At 68.8% G+C, this 21,249-nt stretch carries 20 protein-coding genes and 1 pseudogene; 7 read left to right on the top strand and 14 right to left on the bottom strand.

The window, feature by feature from the left end:
* Positions 1–4 precede the first annotated feature (4 nt).
* Complete coding sequence (locus BLW76_RS41320) at positions 5–475, top strand: NUDIX hydrolase (RefSeq protein ID WP_091317584.1); 471 nt, start codon at positions 5–7, stop codon at positions 473–475.
* 7 nt (positions 476–482) lie between these two features.
* On the opposite strand, the gene BLW76_RS48180 is transcribed toward BLW76_RS41320, so the two are convergent.
* The 10 genes from BLW76_RS48180 to BLW76_RS41365 all read right to left on the bottom strand — a co-directional run bounded on the left by BLW76_RS48180 (position 483) and on the right by BLW76_RS41365 (position 12,130).
* Positions 483–1,148, bottom strand: coding sequence for an MAE_28990/MAE_18760 family HEPN-like nuclease (locus BLW76_RS48180; RefSeq protein ID WP_143060781.1), 666 nt, complete (start codon positions 1,146–1,148; stop codon positions 483–485).
* Positions 1,149–1,174: 26 nt separating this feature from the next.
* Complete coding sequence (locus BLW76_RS41325; RefSeq protein WP_167384896.1) at positions 1,175–2,275, bottom strand: DUF262 domain-containing protein; 1,101 nt, start codon at positions 2,273–2,275, stop codon at positions 1,175–1,177.
* Between the two features lie 743 nt (positions 2,276–3,018).
* Entirely contained in the window at positions 3,019–4,074 is a 1,056-nt protein-coding gene (locus BLW76_RS41330; RefSeq protein ID WP_091317587.1) for an alpha/beta fold hydrolase, read from the bottom strand.
* A gap of 103 nt (positions 4,075–4,177) precedes the next feature.
* Positions 4,178–5,020, bottom strand: coding sequence for an SDR family oxidoreductase (locus tag BLW76_RS41335; RefSeq protein WP_091317589.1), 843 nt, complete (start codon positions 5,018–5,020; stop codon positions 4,178–4,180).
* A gap of 59 nt (positions 5,021–5,079) precedes the next feature.
* Positions 5,080–5,592 (bottom strand): GNAT family N-acetyltransferase, encoded by a 513-nt coding sequence (locus BLW76_RS41340; RefSeq protein ID WP_091317590.1) that lies wholly within the window; start codon positions 5,590–5,592, stop codon positions 5,080–5,082.
* Positions 5,593–5,601: 9 nt separating this feature from the next.
* On the bottom strand, positions 5,602–6,366 hold the full coding sequence (map, locus tag BLW76_RS41345) for a type I methionyl aminopeptidase (RefSeq protein WP_091317592.1): 765 nt from the start codon (positions 6,364–6,366) through the stop codon (positions 5,602–5,604).
* 43 nt (positions 6,367–6,409) lie between these two features.
* Complete coding sequence (locus BLW76_RS41350) at positions 6,410–7,564, bottom strand: acyl-CoA dehydrogenase family protein (RefSeq protein ID WP_091317594.1); 1,155 nt, start codon at positions 7,562–7,564, stop codon at positions 6,410–6,412.
* Positions 7,565–7,616: 52 nt separating this feature from the next.
* The gene (locus BLW76_RS41355) at positions 7,617–9,611 is read right to left on the bottom strand and encodes an acetyl/propionyl/methylcrotonyl-CoA carboxylase subunit alpha (RefSeq protein WP_091317596.1); all 1,995 of its coding nucleotides are present in this window, start codon (positions 9,609–9,611) and stop codon (positions 7,617–7,619) included.
* A gap of 5 nt (positions 9,612–9,616) precedes the next feature.
* Complete coding sequence (locus tag BLW76_RS41360) at positions 9,617–11,230, bottom strand: carboxyl transferase domain-containing protein (protein ID WP_091317597.1); 1,614 nt, start codon at positions 11,228–11,230, stop codon at positions 9,617–9,619.
* A 129-nt stretch (positions 11,231–11,359) separates the two neighbouring features.
* Positions 11,360–12,130 carry an SGNH/GDSL hydrolase family protein gene (locus BLW76_RS41365; RefSeq protein WP_091317599.1) on the bottom strand — a complete coding sequence of 257 codons (771 nt, stop codon included), beginning with the start codon at positions 12,128–12,130 and terminating at the stop codon, positions 11,360–11,362.
* Between the two features lie 271 nt (positions 12,131–12,401).
* On the opposite strand from BLW76_RS41365, the gene BLW76_RS41370 reads away from it, so the two are divergent.
* From BLW76_RS41370 to BLW76_RS41380, 3 genes are all read left to right on the top strand, one after another.
* Positions 12,402–14,009 carry a cellulase family glycosylhydrolase gene (locus tag BLW76_RS41370; RefSeq protein ID WP_091317601.1) on the top strand — a complete coding sequence of 536 codons (1,608 nt, stop codon included), beginning with the start codon at positions 12,402–12,404 and terminating at the stop codon, positions 14,007–14,009.
* Positions 14,010–14,134: 125 nt separating this feature from the next.
* On the top strand, positions 14,135–14,725 hold the full coding sequence (locus BLW76_RS41375) for an SACE_7040 family transcriptional regulator (protein WP_167384897.1): 591 nt from the start codon (positions 14,135–14,137) through the stop codon (positions 14,723–14,725).
* Positions 14,726–14,771: 46 nt separating this feature from the next.
* Positions 14,772–15,278, top strand: coding sequence for a hypothetical protein (locus tag BLW76_RS41380; protein ID WP_013229665.1), 507 nt, complete (start codon positions 14,772–14,774; stop codon positions 15,276–15,278).
* Positions 15,279–15,384: 106 nt separating this feature from the next.
* On the opposite strand, the gene metX is transcribed toward BLW76_RS41380, so the two are convergent.
* A complete protein-coding gene (gene metX, locus BLW76_RS41385; RefSeq protein WP_091317604.1) occupies positions 15,385–16,494 on the bottom strand; it encodes a homoserine O-acetyltransferase MetX in 1,110 nt (369 codons plus the stop codon).
* The gene (locus BLW76_RS41390; RefSeq protein WP_091317606.1) at positions 16,491–17,789 is read right to left on the bottom strand and encodes a bifunctional o-acetylhomoserine/o-acetylserine sulfhydrylase; all 1,299 of its coding nucleotides are present in this window, start codon (positions 17,787–17,789) and stop codon (positions 16,491–16,493) included. Before BLW76_RS41390 ends, metX begins: the two co-directional genes overlap by 4 nt.
* 173 nt (positions 17,790–17,962) lie before the next feature.
* Between BLW76_RS41390 and rdmE the strand changes: the two genes are divergently transcribed.
* Complete coding sequence (rdmE, locus tag BLW76_RS41395) at positions 17,963–19,513, top strand: aklavinone 12-hydroxylase RdmE (protein WP_091317607.1); 1,551 nt, start codon at positions 17,963–17,965, stop codon at positions 19,511–19,513.
* Here rdmE and BLW76_RS41400 read toward each other — a convergent pair.
* Positions 19,510–19,845: a VOC family protein gene (locus tag BLW76_RS41400; RefSeq protein WP_091317609.1), complete on the bottom strand. Its 336-nt coding sequence runs from the start codon at positions 19,843–19,845 to the stop codon at positions 19,510–19,512. The genes rdmE and BLW76_RS41400 overlap by 4 nt on opposite strands.
* A 58-nt stretch (positions 19,846–19,903) precedes the next feature.
* Here BLW76_RS41400 and BLW76_RS41405 point away from each other — a divergent pair, with 58 nt between their 5' ends.
* Both BLW76_RS41405 and BLW76_RS50215 read left to right on the top strand, forming a co-directional pair.
* Complete coding sequence (locus tag BLW76_RS41405) at positions 19,904–20,242, top strand: PadR family transcriptional regulator (RefSeq protein ID WP_091317611.1); 339 nt, start codon at positions 19,904–19,906, stop codon at positions 20,240–20,242.
* Between the two features lie 83 nt (positions 20,243–20,325).
* A pseudogene (locus BLW76_RS50215) lies at positions 20,326–20,553 on the top strand (VOC family protein); the annotation flags it as partial.
* Between the two features lie 124 nt (positions 20,554–20,677).
* Here the strand turns inward: BLW76_RS50215 and BLW76_RS41415 are convergent.
* Positions 20,678–21,079, bottom strand: a complete 402-nt coding sequence (locus BLW76_RS41415) for a hypothetical protein (RefSeq protein WP_244170563.1) — start codon at positions 21,077–21,079, stop codon at positions 20,678–20,680.
* Between the last annotated feature and the right edge of the window lie 170 nt (positions 21,080–21,249).

The following is a 21,249-nucleotide window of genomic DNA, read 5'->3' on the forward strand; positions in this document are numbered from 1 at the left end:
CAGCATGACCCGAGTCGACTACTACAACGACCCGAACGCCCCCAAGGCCAACAGCATCGCAGTAGCCGTCTCGGCGTTCATCCAGGACGACGAAGGCCGGATTCTCATGATCAGGCGTACGGACAACGACCTGTACTCCATCCCAGGCGGCCAGCTAGAACTCGGTGAGACCCTGGCCGAGGCAGCAGTCCGGGAGGTACGCGAGGAGACCGGCATTGAGTGTCAAGTCACGGGGGTGATAGGCCTGTACTCAGACCCCAAGCACGTTATCGCCTACGACGACGGCGAAGTCAGGCAAGAATTCTCAATCTGTTTCCGCGCAGAACCTCGCGGCGGTTCGCTTCAAGTTAGCGACGAAAGCAAAGAAGTCCACTGGCTTCCACCGAAAGAGCTAACAAATCTAAAGATCCACTCGGCGATCATTCTACGCATAACGCACGCCCTTCAAGGACGCGCCCAAGTTTACTTCTCGTAGACTAAATCTATGCACTCTGCACCTCGGCGACATCCTTTTGCGTCGCCGAGTAACGATACAGAGCATCACGCGCATGATCGATAATGGTCGTCCGCAACCTGGTTAGCATATCAAGGACGTCATCACAGCTTTTCTCAAAAGTCGACGACTCCGGAAAATAGAGCCTTCCGTGGGCGATTTCATTTCGCGCATCACATAACGATCGATCAATAAAGTGCTTACGCGTCACGAAGTCATCGATCGGCAAGCCGATGGCCGTGAACATTTCTATCAGAACGTCGTGCCGAAGATTTGATCTTGTGTTTATCACAGCTTTTTTCGGAACGCGCGCACGTGCGACACCGGGACGCCGCACAAGATCCAACGTATCCAAAGTGGCAGCTTCATCTCCCGCATCCAACCGACGCATGAGCGACTTCAGGGCAGTAACCAAAAACCCGTCACTAAGTTCCTCGTAACGAAGCTTGCGAACGGCAACGTAGTTCAAGTAGCCTTCGCAAGCTTCTTTAGCGTAGCCTTCCCAGTGAGCATAAAGAAGGGCGACCGCACCCCTAGCGAGCGCGCGAGTTAAGGGGGCATCTGGAGCACTTCGCTCGTGACGTTCCAACTCCCTGGCCAGCGCGACTAATTCCGCGCGCCTCCAAGCCAGGTCGTCGTCCAGCAAAGTCTCCAACTGAGTTAGAGTCTTTGGCGATGACGTCATCGCGACCTCGAAAAATAGACTCGCGCGTCGGTGATAAGCCTAGGAACTCGCCTACGCGGACTGACACCCGTGCCAGAATTATCGCGAAACTCAGGAGCAGACCAGCTACTCCTGATCCGGTCACGAAGGCCGTCGGGATCATCTATCCAGTCCGCAAGATTGGCAACAACACCTGCGGTCACGAACTCAAAACTAGAAATCGAGAACGCGCCCAGATGCCGATGACCATCAAAGCGGCGAAATGCATCCTCGCCAAGCGCCCGGTCAAGTAGCGAGAAAGTCTCTTCGAATTTCTGGGAGTCTATCTCTGACGAGTCCGTGCCATACGTTTTTGATGCCGCACGCATCCAGTCCGTCAAGTAGTCTCCGTACTCCTTATCCAACTGCTCACGGCGCCCGTGATAGCTCGCATGAAGGAAGAACCTAAGCGCCAACTCTTGACGATAAGACTGAGACTCTTTCGCCTCGGAAAGCGGAACTGTTGCAATGAAGTTAGGCGTCTCCGCCAGACGCACCAACTCGTTGAACATCGAAACATTCAACATAACCAAGAGGCAATTTCGCGCTTCTTGCAATGAGAGTTGCGTGCCGGAGTTAAGACGCTGAAACATGTCGTACTTGGCATTTGCATCCGACTGTTTAGCGATGATCCTAAATTCAATCTTGGCACGCTTGAAGTCGCGCTGCATCACATCACTGAAGACTCGATCGCCCACTTCCCACGTGTAGCCCTCCAAATCTGGCAGGTATTCGGTAGCCTCAAGAACCGAAGGTGGTCGAAGCCGGCGCTCTTCGTCTCGGTATATTCCGACAAACTCAAGGATAGTTGACAATCGCTGAACGCCGTCAATAACATCCCATACGCCATCCTTGCGCTGAGAGACAAAGATCGGCGGGATGGGAATCTTCAACAGGATTGATTCAATCAGTCGAGATTTTTGCTCGATGTTCCACCTGAAGATGCGCTGAAATTCTGGATGAATATCGATATCACTGTCGCGATACATCGAGATTACCTCACCAATGGACATTGGGTATCCGTCAGTGTGTATCTCTTTGGCTTTCTCCGAGACTTGGTCTTCCAGTGACATGCTCATCCTGTCATCTCTAGCTGTGGTCTCCATGCAAACCAGGCAATGCCGACTTCATCGTACGTCTGCCCACATGCTGCCGAACTTGCCTCTATGAGATCAAGGGCGCGCCGCCGATGGCGGCGCGCCTGTCACCTACGCAGCCCCTCGCCTTGGCAGCCGCATCCGCTTCCGACACGGCGGGCTGCCGCTCCGCTTCGCCCGCCGGCCGGGCGGTGCGGCCGCCAGCGGGTCACCTGGCGCAGCGCCGCGCGGCGGCGGCACACGGGTCCCCAGAGCCAACGTTGGCCTCCCTCTGCGAGCGGCTGTGCCATACGGGTCGTTCGTGACTCGATCTCCGTTACGCACCGTCGTGAGGGACCTCCATCCCGACGCCTGATCGTGACAACGGCCGGTAGCACCGCGTCAAGACGGGAAAGCGTGTCTTGACCCGGCACCACCGGCCGCGTGCTGGCTTCGTATCGGGATGCAGGGGGAGGTGTGGCTGGTCCGCCAGGCCGTCTCCAGGCCGTCAGAGGCCGGGGAGAGGCGACAGACGACGAGAACTAACGAGACACATCAGTGCAGCTCAGAGGCGGTTTTCGCCCAAGATCACGAGGTCGACGAAACCCAGCTGAGAAATTCTGGACATCTTCGAGGGGACGCAGCAGATTCAGCAGCTGATCGTCGCGAGGCGGATCCTCGGGAAGACGTCGGCCGAGCTGAAGTAATGCGAAAGGGCCGCCCTCAATCCGAGGGCGGCCCTTTCCTCAAGAGATCTGGTCGTCCAGGAACTCGTCCAGGTAGCGCCACGTCGTTCCGCGCGCCTTCCGGCCCGTCAGCACCCCCAGGTGTCCACCCGGCGCCGTCTTGAAGCGGACCTCCGGGGCCTTGTCCAGCAGCTCCACCACGCGCTCGACCGACGGCCTCGGCGCGATCGTGTCGTTCTCGCCCGCCACCACCATCGTCGGGACTCGGACCGAGGACAGCGAAATGATCCGGCCGTTCAGGTCCACCTTGCCCTCCGCCAGGTCGTTCGTGCGGAACAGGCGGTGGTACAGCTGGCCGAACGTGCGGCCCGGGTACGCGTACATGTTGCTCATGAAGTGGTCGACCGCCTCGATCTGGGCGAGATAGTCCCGGTCGTCGAGATGGGACAGGATCGCGATCGGCTTCGTGATTTCCTTGCTGATGCCCGTTGCGCGGAACACGCGGCTGACCAAATAGGACGGCGCGCCGCCGAAGGCTCGATAAATCGGCGTCAGGAGGTGGCCGTTCGTCAGGTCCACCAACGGCCTGAACGGGGCCACGATCGGGATGGCCGTGAAGTCCACCGGCGAGCCGATCGCGGTGATCGAGGCGATCGGGAGGTCCGGCTGGTCGGCGTTCACCAGCAGCGAGAAGATCCCGCCCAGCGACCACGACACCAGGTGCACGTCCTGGCCGCCGGCGTCCGCACTGACGCGCCGGATCGCTCGGGGCAGCACCTCGTCGATCCAGTGCTCGATGCCCAGGCGGCGATCCGAGAACGCCACCATGCCGTAGTCGACCAGGTACGTGTTGCGGCCGCGGTCGATCAGGTGCTCGATGAGGCTGCAGCCGCGGCGGAGGTCGAAGCAGATCGCCGGTGCCGCCAGTGGGGGCACCAGCAGGATCGGGGGCCCGGACACCGTCCCGCCGCTGTGGGTCATCCGGTACAGCGAACGGTTGGGGCCCTGGTCGATCAGCACCCGCGGCATCGGGCGCAGGTCGGCGACGCCGCCGTGCAGCACCTTGCCGACCACGTTCGACGCCGCGGCAGCCAGCCGTGCGGGTGGTGAAACCATTTTCCTCACGCCTCCCAAGAACCGATCCGGAGGCAATCTTGCCGGGCCGGGCGGGCGGACTCAACAGCACCACCCCCGCAGGCACGTCCAATTCGGACGGTCGCTAGTCCGTCCGAGTTACCCCGGGGCCGCTCTCGGCGGCCCGCGCTTCGTACGCCGCGCGAGCCGGGGAATGGGCTGCTGAAGCCAAAAGCCGGTCTGCTTTCAACGCCCGCGCGAACGCTTCGCCCGCCCTGCGCGGCAGCAGCCGCGTGAGCTTGCCCATAGTGCCCAGCGAGCGGGGCACGAAAACGTCGAAACGAGGTTTGCGCAGTGCGGATACGATGGCGTCGGCCACATCTTCCGGCCGCACGGACTTGAACAGCTTCGCCTCGGCGAGGCCGCTCGCGAGTTCCGTCCGCACGATGCCGGGCATCACGCACGAAACGTGGACGCCGCTGCCGTGCAGTTCCAGGTGCACCGCCTCGGACAGCCCGACGACGGCGTGCTTGGTGGCGCAGTAGGTCGCCGCCCCGGGGAAGCCGGCCTTGCCCGCGAACGACGCGACGTTCACGATGTGCCCGCTGCCCCGCGGCCGCATCCGCCGCACCGCCTCGCGCGTGCCGTGGATGACGGCGTGCAGGTTGATCTCCAGCTGACGCCGGGTCGTCGCGTCGCTCTCGGTCTCGAGGTCGCCGAGCGGCATGATGCCGGCGTTGTTGATCAGCACGTCGATCCGGCCGTGGCGGCGTTCGACCTCGTCGAGGAACTCCGTGAACCCGCGGATGTCGGTGACGTCCAGCGGCAGCGCGTCGGCCCCCAGCTCGCCGGCGGTCTTCTCGGCCCGGACCTGGTCGAGGTCGCCGATCACCACCTTCGCGCCCAGCCGGGCCAGCGCCGACGCGGTCGCCGCGCCGATCCCCTGCCCGCCGCCGGTGATGACGACGACCTTGCCGACGAGTTCCATGGCGACCCCTTCGTCTGTTGGCAATGCGTCAACAGTGTGCCCCCGGAACCGGTCCGGCGCTACCCCACGCGCTGCTCCAGCACCTGCCCCACCCACTCGCCGACGGTGAAGCGGACCGTCGGCTTGAACCCCTGGCTCTCGTAGTACCGCTGCAGTTCGCCGTCGCCGCCCGCCCAGCAGTCGACGCGGACGAGGTCGATGCCGCGCCGCCGGGCCTCGTCGAGCGCGTACTCGATCAGGCGGCCGCCGACGCGGCGCCCGGTGAACCGCCGTGACGTGATGAGCAGCCGGATGTACAGCTCACGCTCGTCGACCGCCGGCACGTGCTCGTCGTGTTCCTCGGAGACGATCAGCGCGCCCGCCGCCTCGCCGTCGACCACCGCGATGCGCAGGCCCGGGTCCGCCGCCATGCCCTTGACCCGCTCGACGCGCTTCGGGACGCCGCTCCACGGCTCGGTCCCCCACTGCTTCGAGCTGCCGCGGGCGACCAGCCATTCGACGGCCTCGTCGAAGAAGCCCAGCAGCGTGTCGACGTCCCCGGAATCACCCGATCGGATGACGATGTTGTCCATTCCCCCTGTCTACCGCACGGTGAGCACGCGCGGGCCGTCTTCGGCGATCGCGATGGTGTGCTCGACGTGCGCGGCGCGGCTGCCGTCGGCGGTCAGGATGGACCAGCCGTCCTGGGCGTACCGGTAGGCGTCGCCGCCCCGGGTGAGCATCGGCTCGATCGCCAGCGCGAGGCCCGGCTTGAGCCGCATTCCGCGGCCCGCGCGGCCTTCGTTCGGCAGATGCGGGTCCTCGTGCATCGCGCGGCCGATGCCGTGCCCGCCGTGGTCTTCGAGCATGCCGTGGCCCTGCGCACGCCCGGCGACGCCGATCGCGTACGAGATGTCGCCGAGCTTCGCGCCGGGCCGGGCGGCGGCGATCCCGGCGGCCAGTGCCCGCTCGGTGGCCTCGATGAGCGCGAGGTCGGCCGGGTCGGCGGTGCCGACGACGAAGCTGATCGCGGCGTCGCCGTTCCAGCCGTCGAGGATCGCGCCGCAGTCGATGCTGACCAGGTCGCCGTCCTGGATGCGGTACGCGGTCGGGATGCCGTGCACGACGACGTCGTTGACGCTGGCGCAGAGGACGTTCGGGTAGGGCGTCGGCGCGGACCGCGGCTGGTAGTGCAGGAACGACGGCTTCGCGCCCGCCTCGCTGATGACGTGCGCGGCGACCTCGTCCAGCTCCAGCAGGGAGACGCCGATCGCGGCGGCCTCCTTGACCGCGTGCAGCGTGTTCGCCACCACCCGCCCGGCCTCGCGCATCATCGCCAGCTCGGACTCTGTTTTGATCTCGACCATGGCGATAACTATACCGGTATAGTTATCGCTGTCGAATGGGGACTCAGCCGACCCCGAGGTGGCGGGAGATCAGCATCTTCTGGACCTCGCTCGTCCCTTCGCCGATCTCCAGGATCTTCGCGTCGCGGTAGAAGCGGCTGACCGGGAACTCGTTCATGAACCCGTAGCCGCCGAAGATCTGGGTGGCGTCGCGAGCGTTGTCCATCGCCGCGTTGGAGGCCACCAGCTTGGCGATCGACGCCTCCTTCTTGAACGGCTCGCCGCGCAGCATCTTGGCCGCCGCCTGGTAGTACGCCAGGCGGGCGGTGTGCGCGCGGACCTCCATGTCCGCGATCTTGAACTGGATCGCCTGGTACTCGCCGATCCGCTTGCCGAACGCCACCCGGTCCTTGACGTACCTCAGGCACTCGTCCACGCAGCCCTGCGCGAGACCGACCGACAGCGCGGCGATCGCGACGCGGCCCTCGTCCAAAATGGACAGGAACTGCGCGTACCCGCGGCCGCGGACGCCGATCAGGTTCTCCACCGGCACGCGGACGTCCGCAAAGGACAGTTCGTGGGTGTCCGAGCAGTTCCAGCCGACCTTGGAGTACTTCGGGGCCACCGAGAAGCCCGGCGTGCCGGACGGGATGAGGATCGCCGAGATCTCCTTGCGGCCGTTCTCCATCACGTCGGTGACGGCGGTGGCCGTGACGAACCGGGTGATGTCCGTGCCCGAGTTCGTGATGAACGCCTTGCTGCCGTTGACGACCCACTCGTCGCCGTCGAGCGAGGCGCGGGTGCGCGTCGCCCCGGCGTCCGAGCCGCCGCCCGGTTCGGTCAGGCCGAAGCCGCCCAGTGCCGTGCCCGCGCACAGGTCGGGGAGCCACTTCTCCTTCTGCTCCTGCGTGCCGAAGCGGAAGATCGGCATCGCGCCGAGGGAGACGCCGGCCTCCAGGGTGATCGCGACCGACGAGTCGACCCGCGCCAGCTCCTCCAGTGCCAGGCACAGCGCGAAGTAGTCGCCGCCCATGCCGCCGAACTCCTCGGGGAACGGCAGGCCGAACAGGCCCATCTCGCCCATCTTCGCGACGATCTCGTACGGGAACTCTTCCTTCTCGTACAGCTCGCCGATCACCGGCGCGACCTCCGCGCGCGCGAAGTCCTCGACGGTCTTGCGGAGGGACTCGTACTCCTCGTCCAGGCGGAAGTCGATCACTGCTGCTCCTCGTGGGGCGTTACTGTGCTGATGGTTACCAATCCGGCCACAGTCACGGCTGAAGGCTACTTTTGGCCGGATTGGTAACTATGGCAAGGGTTTCGTCCAGCGCGACCTGTTGGCCGGCCCGGACGGGGAGTTCACTGACCACGCCGTCGATCGGCGCGGTGACCGTGTGCTCCATCTTCATCGCTTCGACGACCAGCAGCGGCGTCCCGGCCTTGACGACGTCACCCGCGGCGACCTTCACCACGAGCACCGTGCCCGGCATCGGGCTGGTGACCGGGCCGGCCCCCGCGGCTTCGCCCCGCGACGAGAGCACGAATTCCTGGTCCCCGAAGGGAAAGCTCAGCCCGTCGCGGGCCAGCCAGACCGTCCGGTCCGGACCGCAGGCCTGGCGGTAGCGGTGGAAGCCGCCCGCGTGCCGGATCTCCAGGACGTCGCCGTCGCGCCGGGCCGAGACCTGCACCGGCGCCGCGTCGTCGACGAACACCGTCGCCGCAGACGGCGTGCCCTGCACCCGGACCACCGCGCGGGCGGCGCCGGACTTCAGCCGGAACGTCACCCCGCCGGAGCCGCCCATCCGCCAGCCGTCCGGCACGTCCCACGGGTCGACCACGGGCCCGGACGGCTGCAGCTCCAGGAACCGGTCCACCGCCGCCGCGACGAAGAACTCGGCGGGCACGTCCGAGGAGACCAAAGCGGACAGCCGCCGGTCGACCAGCTCGGTGTCGAGCCGGCCGGCGCGCACGTCGGCGTCGGCCAGCAGCCCGCGCAGGAACGCGGTGTTCGTGCCGATGCCCAGCAACGCCGTGTCGGCCAGCGCCAGGTCGAGCCGGTGCAGGGCGGCCGCGCGGTCCGGGCCCCAGGCGATCACCTTGGCCAGCATCGGGTCGTAGTTCGAGCCGACCACCGCGCCCGGCGTCATCCACGAGTCGACGCGGACGCCGTCGCCGGCCGGCTCGTGCACCGCCAGCACGGTGCCGCCGGTCGGGATGAAACCGCGCGACGGGTCTTCGGCGTACACGCGGGCTTCGACGGCGTGGCCGGTCAGCACCACGTCGTCCTGCGTCACGGTGAGGTGTTCACCGGCCGCCACCCGGACCTGCCACTCGACGAGGTCGAGGCCGGTGACCAGCTCGGTGACCGGATGTTCGACCTGCAGCCGGGTGTTCATCTCCATGAAGAAGAACTCGTCGGGGTCGTGGGCCGACATGATGAACTCGACGGTCCCGGCGCCGACGTAGCCGACCGAGCGGGCGGCCTCGGCCGCCGCCGAGCCCATCTTCTCGCGCGTCGCGGGATCGAGCAGCACCGACGGCGCTTCCTCGATGATCTTCTGGTGCCGCCGCTGCAGGCTGCACTCGCGCTCGCCGAGGTGGATGACGTTGCCGTGCGTGTCGGCCAGCACCTGGATCTCGATGTGCCGCGGGGTCGTGACGAACCGCTCCAGCAGCAGTGTGTCGTCGCCGAAGGACCCCTTGGCTTCGCGCCGCGCGGACTCGATCGCGGCGTCCAGTTCCTCAGGCCCCTTCACCAGCCGCATGCCCTTGCCACCGCCGCCCGCGGACGGCTTCAGCAGCAGCGGGTAGCCGACTTTCGACGCCGCCGAGGCGAAATCGCCGGAAGGGATGTCCACATCGGACGCGCCGGGCACGACCGGGACCCCGGCCGCGGACACCGTCGCCTTGGCCCGGATCTTGTCGCCCATGGCGTCGATCGCCGCCACCGGCGGGCCGATGAACACGAGCCCGGCCTCTTCACAGGCGCGCGCGAACTCGGCGTTCTCCGCCAGGAAGCCGTACCCCGGGTGCACGGCCTGCGCGCCCGACGACACCGCAGCGTCCACAATGGCCGGAATGTTCAGGTAACTGCGGGCAGCTTCCGCGGGCCCGATGCGCACGGCCGTGTGCGCCTCGCGGACGTGCCGGGCGTCGGCGTCGGCGTCGCTGTACACCGCGACCGCGCGGATGCCGAGGGCCCGCAGCGTGCGGATGACCCGGACCGCGATCTCGCCCCGGTTCGCGACCAAAACTGAGTCGAACATGCCCCTCACATCCGGAAGACGCCGTAGTTGACCTCGGACAGCGGCGCGTTGGCCGCGGCCGAGAGGGCGAGGCCGAGCACCGTGCGGGTGTCCGCCGGGTCGATGACGCCGTCGTCCCACAGCCGCGCGGTGGAGTAGTACGGGCTGCCCTGCGCCTCGTACTGCTCGCGGATCGGGTCCTTGAACGCCTCTTCGTCCTCTGTGGACCATTCGCCGCCGCGGGCCTCGATGGCGTCGCGGCGGACCGTCGAGAGCACCGACGCCGCCTGCTCGCCGCCCATCACCGAGATCCGCGCGTTGGGCCACATCCACAGGAACCGCGGCGAGTACGCCCGGCCGCACATCGAGTAGTTGCCCGCGCCGAACGAGCCGCCGATGACGACGGTCAGCTTCGGCACCCGCGCGCACGCCACCGCCGTCACCATCTTGGCGCCGTGCTTGGCGATGCCGCCGGCCTCGTACGCGCGCCCGACCATGAAGCCGGTGATGTTCTGCAGGAACAGCAGCGGGATCGAGCGCTTGTCACACAGCTCGATGAAGTGCGCGCCCTTCATCGCCGACTCGGCGAAGAGCACGCCGTTGTTCGCGATGATGCCGACCGGGTGGCCGTGGATCCGGGCGAACCCGGTGACCAGCGTCGCCCCGTACTCCTTCTTGAACTCGCCGAACCGGCTGCCGTCGACGATCCGGGCGATGACCTCGCGGACGTCGTAGGGCACGCGCGGGTCGGTCGGCACGACGCCGTACAGCTCGGCCGGGTCGACGGCGGGCGCCTCGGTCGGCAGGACGTCCCACGGCCGCGGGGTGCGCGGCCCGAGCGTCGAGACGATCTGCCGGACGATCCGCAGCGCGTGGGCGTCGTCGTCGGCCAGGTGGTCGGTGACGCCGGACTGCCGCGCGTGGACGTCGCCGCCGCCGAGCTCTTCCGCCGTGACGACCTCGCCGGTCGCGGCCTTCACCAGCGGCGGGCCGCCGAGGAAGATCGTGCCCTGGTTCCGGACGATCACGGCCTCGTCGCTCATCGCCGGGACGTACGCGCCGCCCGCGGTGCACGAGCCGAGCACCGCGGCGATCTGCGGGATGCCGCGCGCGGACATCGTCGCCTGGTTGAAGAAGATCCGGCCGAAGTGTTCACGATCCGGGAAGACCTCGTCCTGCCTGGGCAGGAACGCGCCGCCGGAGTCCACCAGGTAGACGCACGGCAGGTTGTTGTGGAGCGCGACCTCCTGGGCGCGCAGGTGCTTCTTGACCGTCATCGGGTAGTACGTGCCGCCCTTGACGGTGGCGTCGTTGGCGACGACCACGCATTCGCGGCCCGACACCCGGCCGACGCCGGTGATGATGCCCGCCGACGGCGCTTCGTCGTCGTAGAGCCCGTTCGCGGCCAGCGGGGACAGCTCGAGGAACGGCGAACCCGGGTCGAGCAGCGTGTCGACGCGGTCGCGCGGCAGCAGCTTGCCGCGTTCGACGTGCCGGGTGCGGGCCTTCTCCGGCCCGCCGAGCCGGGCGGCCGACAGGCGTTTGCGGAGGTCTTCCACCAGCTCCGCGTGGGATGTGGCGTTGCGGGCGTAGGCCTCGCTGTCCGGGGCAGCCGTAGTCCCCAGTGCCGGCGTGTCCATGGGCTCCCTCGAAGTTAGCAGGCGTTAACCTCCGCTCCGATGTTAGCGACCGCTAACGTGCGTGTCCAGTCGCCGGATTGCGCAAGAAGGCCACCCCGGCGGACCGGGGTGGCCGTCTCGGGCTCGGGGTCAGCCGATGGCCCCCCGCAGCGGGGCGTAGTAGCCCCCCGACTGCCCGGCCGCGGTCGGGTGGTACGACTCGACCACCGGCCAGGTGAGGCTGTGCAGGTAGTCGTCGGCCGACGAGCAGATGTTGTGCCCGGCGAACGACGGCCGGACGTCGACGAAGGTCGCCCCCGCCGCGGCCGCCCGCGCCTGGATCACCGACGCGAGCGCGTCGGCGCCGGAGTTGATGGCGCTGCGCTTGGTGTCGCTGAGCCCGACCCAGCAGGAGCCCGGGACGGTGTAGAAGCGCGGGTAGGACAGGACGACGAGCTTGGCACCCGGCGCCTTGGCCTTGATCGCGTTGTAGGTGTTGGTCAACAACGGCGGCAGCGTGTTGTTGACGTACGTCTTGGCCGTGTTGACCCGGTTCACGCAGTCGGAGTCACTGCCCAGGGTGCAGGTGGTGATCACATCGGTGAAGCCGGCGTCGTTCCCGCCGACGGTCACCGTGACGAGCGTGGCCGACGACGGGATCGAGTTCGCCTGGTTGATCACGTCCCCGGTCTTCGCCCCCGAGCAGGCGAGGAACGTGAAGGAGGTGCCGCTGTGGGCGTTGGCCCACAGCTGTCCGTAGGCCTTGGAGCTGCGGTAACAGCTCCCGGAACTGCCGTAGCTGCCGGCCCCGACCCCGGAGGAGTAGGAGTCGCCGAGTGCGGCGTAGACGGTCCCGGCGGCCTGGGCGAGGCCCGTGACGCCGAGAGTGGAAAGGACAACGGCCCCCAGGGCCGTGCTCAACCGTAGGAGGGATCGCCGGAAATTACGGGTGGGAACAGCCATGGGTCACTCCTTTGTGACAGGGCCGACCCAAATAGGACAGCAGGTGAAGGGCTGGCGAGGAACCCCTAGTTACCGACAGGTACCCACTTAGCCCACACCGGAAGTGTGAAACCCCTCGATCCGTCCGTCACCGGAAGATCAGCAGGTCACCGCCCTTGACAGGGTGACCGCGTTCGCTAACCTCGTCTGGGAGCGCTCCCAGAACTACGTATTGCTCAAAGGAGAGCGAATGACGCAGCTGAGAAAGGCGTTCGGCCTGCTGGCCGCGGCCGTGGTGACCGCGAGCGGACTGGTCACCTTCGGCGCGACCGGCCAGGTCGCGGCGGCGGCCGGCGGTACGGGCACCGGGTACCTGCACACCAGCGGCAACAAGATCCTGGACAGCACGGGGGCGACGGTCCGGCTGACCGGCATCAACTGGTTCGGGATGGAGACCGACAACAAGACGTTCCACGGCCTGTGGTCCAGCCGCACCTGGCGCCAGCAGCTCGATCAGATGGCGCAGCTGGGCTACAACACGCTGCGCGTGCCGTTCTCCGACGACGCCCTGAAACCCGGTGCCACGGCCACCGGCATCAACGACTACACCAACCCCGACCTGATCGGGCTCTCCCCGCTGCAGATCCTCGACAAGGTGATCGGCTACGCGGGGACGAAGGGGATGCGCGTCATCCTCGACCGGCACCGGCCGACCAGCGCGGGGCAGACCGCGCTCTGGTACACCGCCGGCGTCCCGGAAAGCACCTGGATCAACGACTGGAAGACCCTCGCCCAGCGCTACGCGGGCAACACCACGGTCATCGGCGCGGACCTGCACAACGAGCCGCACGCCGAGGGCACCAACCCGGCCGCGACCGGCGCGTGCTGGGGCTGCGGCGACACCGCCCGCGACTGGCGGCTGGCCGCCGAACGCGCCGGCAACGCGATCCTGGGCGTGCAGCCGAACTGGCTGATCTTCGTCGAGGGCGTGAGCTGCCCCAGCGGCGGGTTGTCGAACGTGTGGGACGGCGACCCGTCCAACGACGAGGACTGCGGCTGGTGGGGCGGGAACCTGTCGAAGGCGGGCGAGTTCCCGGTGCGCCTGTCCGTGCCCGGCCGGCTGGTGTACTCCCCGCACGAGTACGCCACCTCGGTCTACAACCAGCCGTGGTTCAGCGCCCCCGACTACCCGGCGAACATGACCGCGATCTGGGACAGGTACTGGGGTTACCTGTACAAGCAGAACATCGCGCCGCTGATGATGGGCGAGTTCGGCACCACGCTGGCGAACCCGGTCGACAAGGTGTGGCTGGAGAAGCTGATGGCCTACACCGGCACGGGCGTCAACGGCATCTCGTTCACCTACTGGTCGTGGAACCCCAACTCCGGTGACACCGGCGGCATCCTCAACGACGACTGGACCACGGTCAACCAGGCGAAGCAGAGCATCCTCCAGCCCTACCTCATCCCGCCCGCCGGCGGCGGCCCCGACCCGACAGTGACCACGTCGACCACCCCGACGACCACGACGAGCGGCGGCGGCACCGGCGGGTGCAAGACGGCGTGGAAGCTGGACAACTCCTGGCAGGGCGGCTTCCAGGGCACGTTGACGGTCACCAACACCGCGACGAGCGCCGCCAATCCGTGGACCGTCGTGTTCACCCTGCCCGCCGGAGCCACCGTCGCCAGCGGGTGGAACGGCACCTTCACCCAGGCCGGCACCACGGTCACCGTGAACGCGCCGTCCTACAGCCCGTCACTGGGCGCGGGCGCGGCCGTGTCGCTCGGGTTCACCGCCAACGGCCCGTCGGGCGCACCTTCGGCCGTCAAGCTCGGGACGGCGGCCTGCACCTCGTGACCGGCACCTGGCTGCGGTGCCGGCCGCACCGCAGCCAGGTGAGCAGGCTCACAGCTCACCTCATGACGCAGCTCGCCGGACAGCGGACGTTAGCGCTCGCTAACTTGCCGCTCTAAACTGACCGGATGCCGGCCAACCCCACCCCTCTCGTGAACGGCGAGAAGGCGAGCAGGCGCGAACAGATCCTGTCCGCGGCCGCCGAGCTGTTCGCGCACCACGGCTTCCACGGCGTCGGCATCGACGACATCGGGGCCGCGGTCGGGATCTCCGGGCCGGGGCTCTACCGGCACTTCCGCAGCAAGGACGCCATTCTCGGCGAGATGCTGAACTCGATCAGCCGCTACCTGCTCGACGGCGGCACGGCGCGGGCCGCCCGGCCGGGGGCGCCCGACGACACGCTGACCGGGCTGGTGCGGTTCCACGTCGACTTCGCGCTCGCGCACCCCGCCTTGATCACCGTTCAGGAGCGCAACCTCGCCAACCTCACCGACGCCGACCGCAAGCAGGTGCGCGCGCTCCAGCGGCAGTACGTCGAGGTGTGGGTGCGGGTGATCCGCGACGCGGTCCCGGACCTGGGTGAACGGCAGGCACGGTCGGCGGCACACGCCGTGTTCGGACTGATCAACTCGACCCCGTACAACCGCCATCTCGGTGACGATGAACTCGCCGAACTGCTCTGCCGGCTCGCGCTGGGTGCCCTTCGCGCGGCCGGATGACGATCGGCCGATCAAGGTATCCCGCCGAGCGCGCTCGTGGTGTTTGATGGGGCACGTGGACCCGGATTGGAGCGAGCAGGAGCGCCGGCTCGTCGAGAAGGCCCAGCGCGCGTTGACCGCGCTGAGCCTCGGCGACGACGCCGAAGCGCTGGGCGAGGTCGCGCCCTCGGCCGCCGAGCCGCAGGCCCGCGCGGACGAGACGAAGGCCCTGATGCTGCTGCTCTTCGGCGAGTGCAGCGCGATGGTCTCCACCCTCGGCGACGGGGGCAGCGCCCCGGTGAAGGTCCAGGTGTTCGACGAGGACGGCGAAGAGGTCTCGATCGACCAGGCCGACCCGCCGGTGCGGACCGCGGTCCGGACGCTGCTCGCCGAGGTCCACGGCAACACCGAAGCCGCGCAGGAGCAGGTCGAGATCGCCCTCGCCAACGCCGCCCCGGACGAGGTCGACAGCCTCGTCCTGCAGGCGCTGCGCTGGACCATCCGCCTTTCGGTGGAATGCCTGGACCGCGACCTGCCGGTGGCGCCCTGGATTTCCGAGGCGGTGTCCGACTAGGGCCCCTCAAACGCCCCAATGTGGCGTTGGTTGCGCTCAACGCACCGAACGCCACATTGGGTGCGCTCAACGCACCGAACGCCACATTGGGGCGTTTGGGCACAGGTCAGCCGAGCAGCTGCTTCACCAGGGCCGCGATCTGGCCGGTTTCGATGAGGAACGAATCGTGGCCGTACGGTGACGACACGACCGACGCCTCCGGCGTCCCCGGGAGCCCGGCCGCGATCTCCGCCGACTGGTAGAGCGGGTAGAGCCGGTCGCTGTCGACGCCGGCGACCACCGCACGGGCCGTCACCCGGCCCAGTGCCGCCGCCACGCCGCCGCGGCCGCGGCCGACGTCGTGGGTGTTCATCGACTCGGTCAGGACCAGGTAGCTGTTCGCGTCGAACCGGCGGGCCAGCTTGGCCGCGTGGTGGTCCAAATAGGACTCGACGGCGAACCGGCCGCCGCGCAGGGGGTCCTCGCCGTCCTGCGGGACCCGGCCGAACCGCTGGGCCAGCTCGGGCTCGCTGCGGTAGGTGACGTGCGCGATCCGCCGGGCGATGCCGAGCCCGGCCACCGGTCCCGACGGCTCCGCGTAGTAGTCGCCGCCGTGGAACGCCGGGTCGCTGCGGATCGCGTGCAGCTGCGGCGCGGCCCAGGCGATCTGTTCCGCCGACGCCCGCGCGGTCGACGCCAGCACCAGCACCGAAGCCACCCGCGAGGGCAGCGACACCGCCCATTCCAGCGCACGCATCCCGCCCATCGACCCGCCGACGACGGCCGCCCACCGGCCGATGCCCAGCGCGTCCGCCAGCGCCGCTTCGGCCGCGACCTGGTCCCACACGGTCACCACCGGGAACCGGCTGCCCCACGGCCGCCCGTCCGGATCGGGTGAAGCCGGCCCGGTCGAGCCCTGGCAGCCACCCAGCACGTTCGGGACCACGACGAAGACCTCGTTCGTGTCCAGCGCCTTGCCCGGCCCGATCAGCCCGTCCCACCAGCCCGCGCTGGGGTGCCCCGGTTCCGCGGGCCCGGCCGCGTGGCTGTCCCCGGTCAGCGCGTGCTCGACGAGGACCGCGTTGGACGCGTCGGAGTTCAGCGTCCCCCACGTCTCGTACGCGAGCGTGAACGAAGGCAGCACGCCACCGGCCTCGAGCGCCAGCGCCCCCGGGCCGGTGACGAACTTCCGGCGGCCCGGCGGATCGCCGATCCGCCAGGCGCCGGTCACGGTCACAGTTCCGCCTTGGCCGCCCGGAATCCGGCTTCGAGGTCGGCCTTGAGGTCCTCGATGCCCTCCAGCCCGACGGCCAGCCGGACCAGCCCGGGCGTGACGCCGGTGGTCAGCTGCTCCTCGGGCGTCAGCTGGCTGTGCGTGGTCGACGCCGGGTGCACGATCAGGCTGCGGACGTCGCCGATGTTCACCAGCTGGCTGTGCAGCTCGGTGCCGTCGACGAACTTCCGGCCCGCCTCCACACCGCCGCGCAGGTCGAACGACAGGACCGCGCCCGCGCCGCGCGGCAGGTACTTCTGCGCGTTCGCGTAGTACGGGCTCGACGGGAGGCCGGCGTAGTAGACCTTCTCGACCTCGTCGCGCTGCTCCAGCCACTCGGCCAGCGCCTGCGCGTTCGAGACGTGCCGTTCGAGGCGCAGCGACAGCGTCTCGATGCCCTGCAGGATCAGGAAGCTGTTCAGCGGCGAGATCGCCGCGCCGGTGTCGCGCAGGATCTGCACGCGCGCCTTGGCCGCGTACGCGCCCGGGCCGAGCGCCTCCCAGTACTTCAGGCCGTTGTAGCTGGGGTCGGGTTCGGTGAAGCCGGGGAACCGGCCGCTGCCGAAGTCGAACGTGCCGCCGTCGACGAGCACGCCGGCCACCGTCGTCCCGTGGCCGCCGAGGTACTTCGTCGCGGAGTGCACGACGACGTCGGCGCCGTGCTCGATCGGGCGCAGCAGGTACGGCGTCGGCACGGTGTTGTCGACGACGAGCGGGACGCCGGCCTCGTGCGCGACGTCGGCGACGCCGCGGATGTCGAGGACGTTGCTGCCCGGGTTGGCCAGCGTCTCGGCGAAGAACAGCTTCGTGTTCGGCCGGACGGCGGCCCGCCACTGCTCCAGGTCGTCCTGGTCGTCGATGAAGGTGACCTCGACGCCGAGCTTCGGCAGCGTGTAGTGGAAGAGGTTGTAGGTGCCGCCGTAGAGCGACGGGCTCGAGACGAAGTGGTCGCCCGCGCCCGCGAGGTTCAGGATCGCCGCCGTGGTCGCGGCCGAGCCGGACGCGAACGCCAGCGCCGCGACGCCGCCTTCGAGCGCGGCGAGCCGCTGCTCCAGCACGTCCTGGGTCGGGTTCATGATCCGCGTGTAGATGTTGCCGGGCTCGGCGAGGCTGAACAGGTCGGCGCCGTGCTGGCTGTCGCGGAAGACGTACGACGTCGTCTGGTAGATCGGCGTCGCCCGCGCCCCGGTGGCCGGGTCCGGCGCGGCGCCCGCGTGGATCTGCTTGGTCTCGAAGGACCACGCCGAAGTCTCGGTCATCGGTTTTCTCCTTGCGGCTCAAGGGTTCGCGGAAGGGCTGCCAGGACGAAGCTACGTGCGCCGAACGGCCTACCCAACCCTTCTCACCTCCTGGGAGCCGGGTTGCCTTGTCAACCAAATCTCTCTGTGTCTAAGATATTTACCAAGGGAGATTCACGGGCAGGGAGGAAGTCATGACCGAGCGGGTTCAGGTGCTGGTCGTCGGGGCGGGACTGGGCGGGCTGTCGGCGTCGCTGTTCCTGGCGCAGGCGGGAGTGGACGTGCTGACCGTCGAACGGCACGCGGGGACGTCGGTCCACTCGCGCGCCGCCGGGCAGAGCTGGCGCACGATGGAGTTGTTCCACTGGGCGGGAATAGCCGACGAAGTGCTGGCGGCGAGCCCGCGGGCGTCGCGGGGGCTGCGGATCACCGTCGCGACCAGCCTCGCCGGCCGGGTGCTGCACCGGCTGGTCCAGGACGGCAGCGAGTTCGACGTCTCGGCGTCGACAACGTTGCCCGCCGGGATGGCCGGCCAGGACGTCGTGGAGCCGATCCTGCTGGCGCACGCGGAAAAGGCGGGCGCGCGGGTGCGGTTCCGGACGGAGCTGACCGAGCTGGCGCCGGACGACGACGGCGTCACCGCGACGCTGCGCCACCGCGAAACCGGCGAGGAGACCGTGGTGCGGGCGGACCACGTCGTCGCGGCCGACGGCGGGCGCAGCGGGGTCCGGCAGCGGCTCGGCATCGGCACCACCGGCATGGACGCGCTGAGCCACTGCCTCGGCGTGGTGTTCGACGCCGACCTCGGCGACCGCGTCCAGGCCGACGTGTCCGACCTGTTCTACCTGCAGCACAAGGACTTCACCGCCGGGTTCGTCAACACGGACGTGCCGGGCCGGTACGTCTTCGCGCCGGACTACCACCCGGAGCGCGGCGAAAGCCCGGCCGACTTCACCCGCGAACGGCTCGTCGCGATGATCCGCGCTGCCACCGACCTGCCGGACCTCGACCCGGAGATCGTCTGGACCGGCTCGTGGGAGGTCGCCGCGCGGCTGGCCGACCGGTTCCGCGCCGGGCGCGTCTTCCTGGTCGGCGACGCGGCGAAGGTGACGCCGCCGACCGGCGGGATGGGCGGCAACACCGCGGTCGGCGACGCGGCGGACCTCGCGTGGAAGCTCGCGGCCGTGTTGCGCGGCGAGGCGGGCCCGGCCCTGCTCGACACCTACGAAGCCGAGCGGAAGCCGATCGCGCGGATGGTCATCGACACGTCGCTGCACAACATGAAGCAGCGCATGCACCCCGAACTCGACGTGTCCGGGCTGACGGAGGCCGAGGACCAGCTGGCGATCCTGCTCGGGTTCCGCTACCGCTCGACGGCGGTGCTCCCGGAGGAGCCGGACGACGGCGCGCGCGTCGAGGACGTGGCCGCCCCGACCGGGCGGCCCGGCTTCCGGGCGCCGGGCCTGGCGTCCACTGTGGACCTGTTCGGGCACTCGTGGGTGCTGCTGTGCGCGGGCGACGGCACGCGGTGGCAGCCGGCCGCGGCGGACATCGCCGCGGAACTCGGCGTCCGGCTCGACTGCCACGCGCTCGACGACGACCTCTTCGCCGCCCGGTACGGCCTGGCGACCGGCGGCGCGTCGCTGGTGCGGCCCGACGGCGTCGTCGCGTGGCGGTCACCGGCACCGGTCGAGGACCCGGCCGGCGAGCTGTGGCGGGTCTTGACTGCGGTTCTGTCGCGCTAGTCCCGCTGCTGCAGCGCGAAGCGGTTCCCCTCGGAGTCGGTGAACATCGACCACCAGCCCCACGGCTGCTTCTCCGGCTTCGCGGGGAACTCCACACCCTTCGCCGACAGCTCCTCGTACGTCTTCTCGACGTCGTCGGCGTACAGGAAGAAGTTCGACGTCGGGAGCTGGTCGCCGGCGCTGCGGGGACGGTCCTCGGGGTTCTCGCTGAGCACGAGGATCGTCCCGTCCGGCGCGGTGACCTCGACCCAGCGCCGGCCCTGGTCGTCGTAGGGCACGTCCGTCGTCACCGCGACCCCGACCACGACCTTGCCGACTCCCTGGATGGGCATGACCCCGCCTCCCTATATCCACCATGGATATAACCAGCCCGGAGTGTAGGCTCGGCCCATGGCCGACGGCAACCCGCTGACCCCCGCGGCGTTCCAGGTGCTCCTGGCCCTGGCCACCGGGCCGGGCGGGCGGGCGCACGGCTACGGGATCATGGGGTTCGTCGCCGAGGTCACCGGCGGCGCCGTCCAGCTGGGCCCCGGCACGCTCTACCGGACACTGACCCGGCTGGCCGCCGACGGCCTGGCCGAAGAGCTCCCGGGCGAGGACTCACGCCGCCGCTACTACCGGATCACCCCGGCCGGCCGGGCGGCGGCCGCGCGCGAGACGGCCCTGCTGGCCCGGCTGGTCGCCGCGGCCGGGGACGCCGGGCTCGCGGCGCGGCCGGAGTCGGCGTGAGCCGCCCGCTCGGGCTGGTGCCGCACCTGTTCGTGCGTGACGTGGACGCGGCTCTTTCCTTCTACACCAAGGCGTTCGGCGCGGTGGAGCTGTTCCGCACGGTGCTGCCGGACGGCACGGTGCTGTTCGTCGAACTGGCCGTCGGCGACGCCCGGCTGCTGGTCAGCCAGGAGATCGCGGCCCTCGACGCGCTGGCGCCGTCGACGATCGGCGGCACCCCGATGCTGCTCACCCTGGAGACCGCCGACCCCGACGACCTCGCCCGCCGCGCGGTCTTCGCGGGCGCGACGGTGGAAGCACCGGTCACGGAGATGTTCTTCGGCGAGCGTTACGGCCGGGTCGTCGACCCGGATGGCCACCGCTGGGCGTTGACGACCAAGCGCGAGCAGTACACGCCCCGAGGACATCGACGCGCGGAAGCCGCACGACGTCTGATCAGCCGGCCGCGGGCCGTCGTCCGACCCCGGCGAAGTGTTCGTGCAGCTCACGGACGTGCTGGGCCCAGAACAGCTGCCGCCCGCCCCGGGTCCGCGGCACCGCCATGCCCTTGCGGCTCGCCAGCCGGTAGAAGCCGGGACCGGCGTCGTCGGCGCCGAGGTTCCGCACGAGCGCGCCGAGCAGCCGCCCGCCCGCCTCGTCGAACGCGGCCTCGGAGATGCGGTCGAGCAGGTAGGCCATGCTCGCGCGGCCCGCACCGGTGGTGAAGTCGAACCCGGCCACGCCGGTGCGGCGGGTCAGCGCGGCGGCGAATTCACCGAAGGAAGTCGTCCTGTCCACGACCGCGCGCTCGACCAGAATCGCCTTGCCCGCATCGATCATCTTTTGCCATTCCGCCACGTCACGTCCGTACAAGCTGACCACCTCTCGCAGTTTCCGGCGAACCCTTCCGGTTGGTCGCGAGAGGATGCCACACGCCCGATCCGGACGCACACGGGGGTCGGTTTCCCTTGTCACCACGGAAACCTTCCACACCGCTGACGGTTTCTTTCGCTCTCCCGGCCGCTCCG

This window comes from Amycolatopsis tolypomycina (assembly GCF_900105945.1).
Taxonomy (GTDB): Bacteria; Actinomycetota; Actinomycetes; order Mycobacteriales; family Pseudonocardiaceae; genus Amycolatopsis; species Amycolatopsis tolypomycina.

Bases quoted from the DNA above. Each gene is read 5' to 3' on its own strand.
- BLW76_RS41375 (WP_167384897.1), top strand. From the start codon at position 14,135: ATGCCGGCCAACCCCACCCCTCTCGTGAACGGCGAGAAGGCGAGCAGG.
- BLW76_RS41380 (WP_013229665.1), top strand. From the start codon at position 14,772: ATGGGGCACGTGGACCCGGATTGGAGCGAGCAGGAGCGCCGGCTCGTC.
- BLW76_RS41405 (WP_091317611.1), top strand. From the start codon at position 19,904: ATGGCCGACGGCAACCCGCTGACCCCCGCGGCGTTCCAGGTGCTCCTG.
- BLW76_RS41320 (WP_091317584.1), top strand. From the start codon at position 5: ATGACCCGAGTCGACTACTACAACGACCCGAACGCCCCCAAGGCCAAC.
- BLW76_RS41355 (WP_091317596.1), bottom strand. From the start codon at position 9,611: ATGTTCGACTCAGTTTTGGTCGCGAACCGGGGCGAGATCGCGGTCCGG.
- rdmE (WP_091317607.1), top strand. From the start codon at position 17,963: ATGACCGAGCGGGTTCAGGTGCTGGTCGTCGGGGCGGGACTGGGCGGG.
- BLW76_RS41360 (WP_091317597.1), bottom strand. From the start codon at position 11,230: ATGGACACGCCGGCACTGGGGACTACGGCTGCCCCGGACAGCGAGGCC.
- BLW76_RS41370 (WP_091317601.1), top strand. From the start codon at position 12,402: ATGACGCAGCTGAGAAAGGCGTTCGGCCTGCTGGCCGCGGCCGTGGTG.
- BLW76_RS41330 (WP_091317587.1), bottom strand. From the start codon at position 4,074: ATGGTTTCACCACCCGCACGGCTGGCTGCCGCGGCGTCGAACGTGGTC.
- BLW76_RS41335 (WP_091317589.1), bottom strand. From the start codon at position 5,020: ATGGAACTCGTCGGCAAGGTCGTCGTCATCACCGGCGGCGGGCAGGGG.
- BLW76_RS41400 (WP_091317609.1), bottom strand. From the start codon at position 19,845: ATGCCCATCCAGGGAGTCGGCAAGGTCGTGGTCGGGGTCGCGGTGACG.
- BLW76_RS41390 (WP_091317606.1), bottom strand. From the start codon at position 17,789: ATGACCGAGACTTCGGCGTGGTCCTTCGAGACCAAGCAGATCCACGCG.
- BLW76_RS41325 (WP_167384896.1), bottom strand. From the start codon at position 2,275: ATGAGCATGTCACTGGAAGACCAAGTCTCGGAGAAAGCCAAAGAGATA.
- map (WP_091317592.1), bottom strand. From the start codon at position 6,366: ATGGTCGAGATCAAAACAGAGTCCGAGCTGGCGATGATGCGCGAGGCC.
- BLW76_RS41340 (WP_091317590.1), bottom strand. From the start codon at position 5,592: ATGGACAACATCGTCATCCGATCGGGTGATTCCGGGGACGTCGACACG.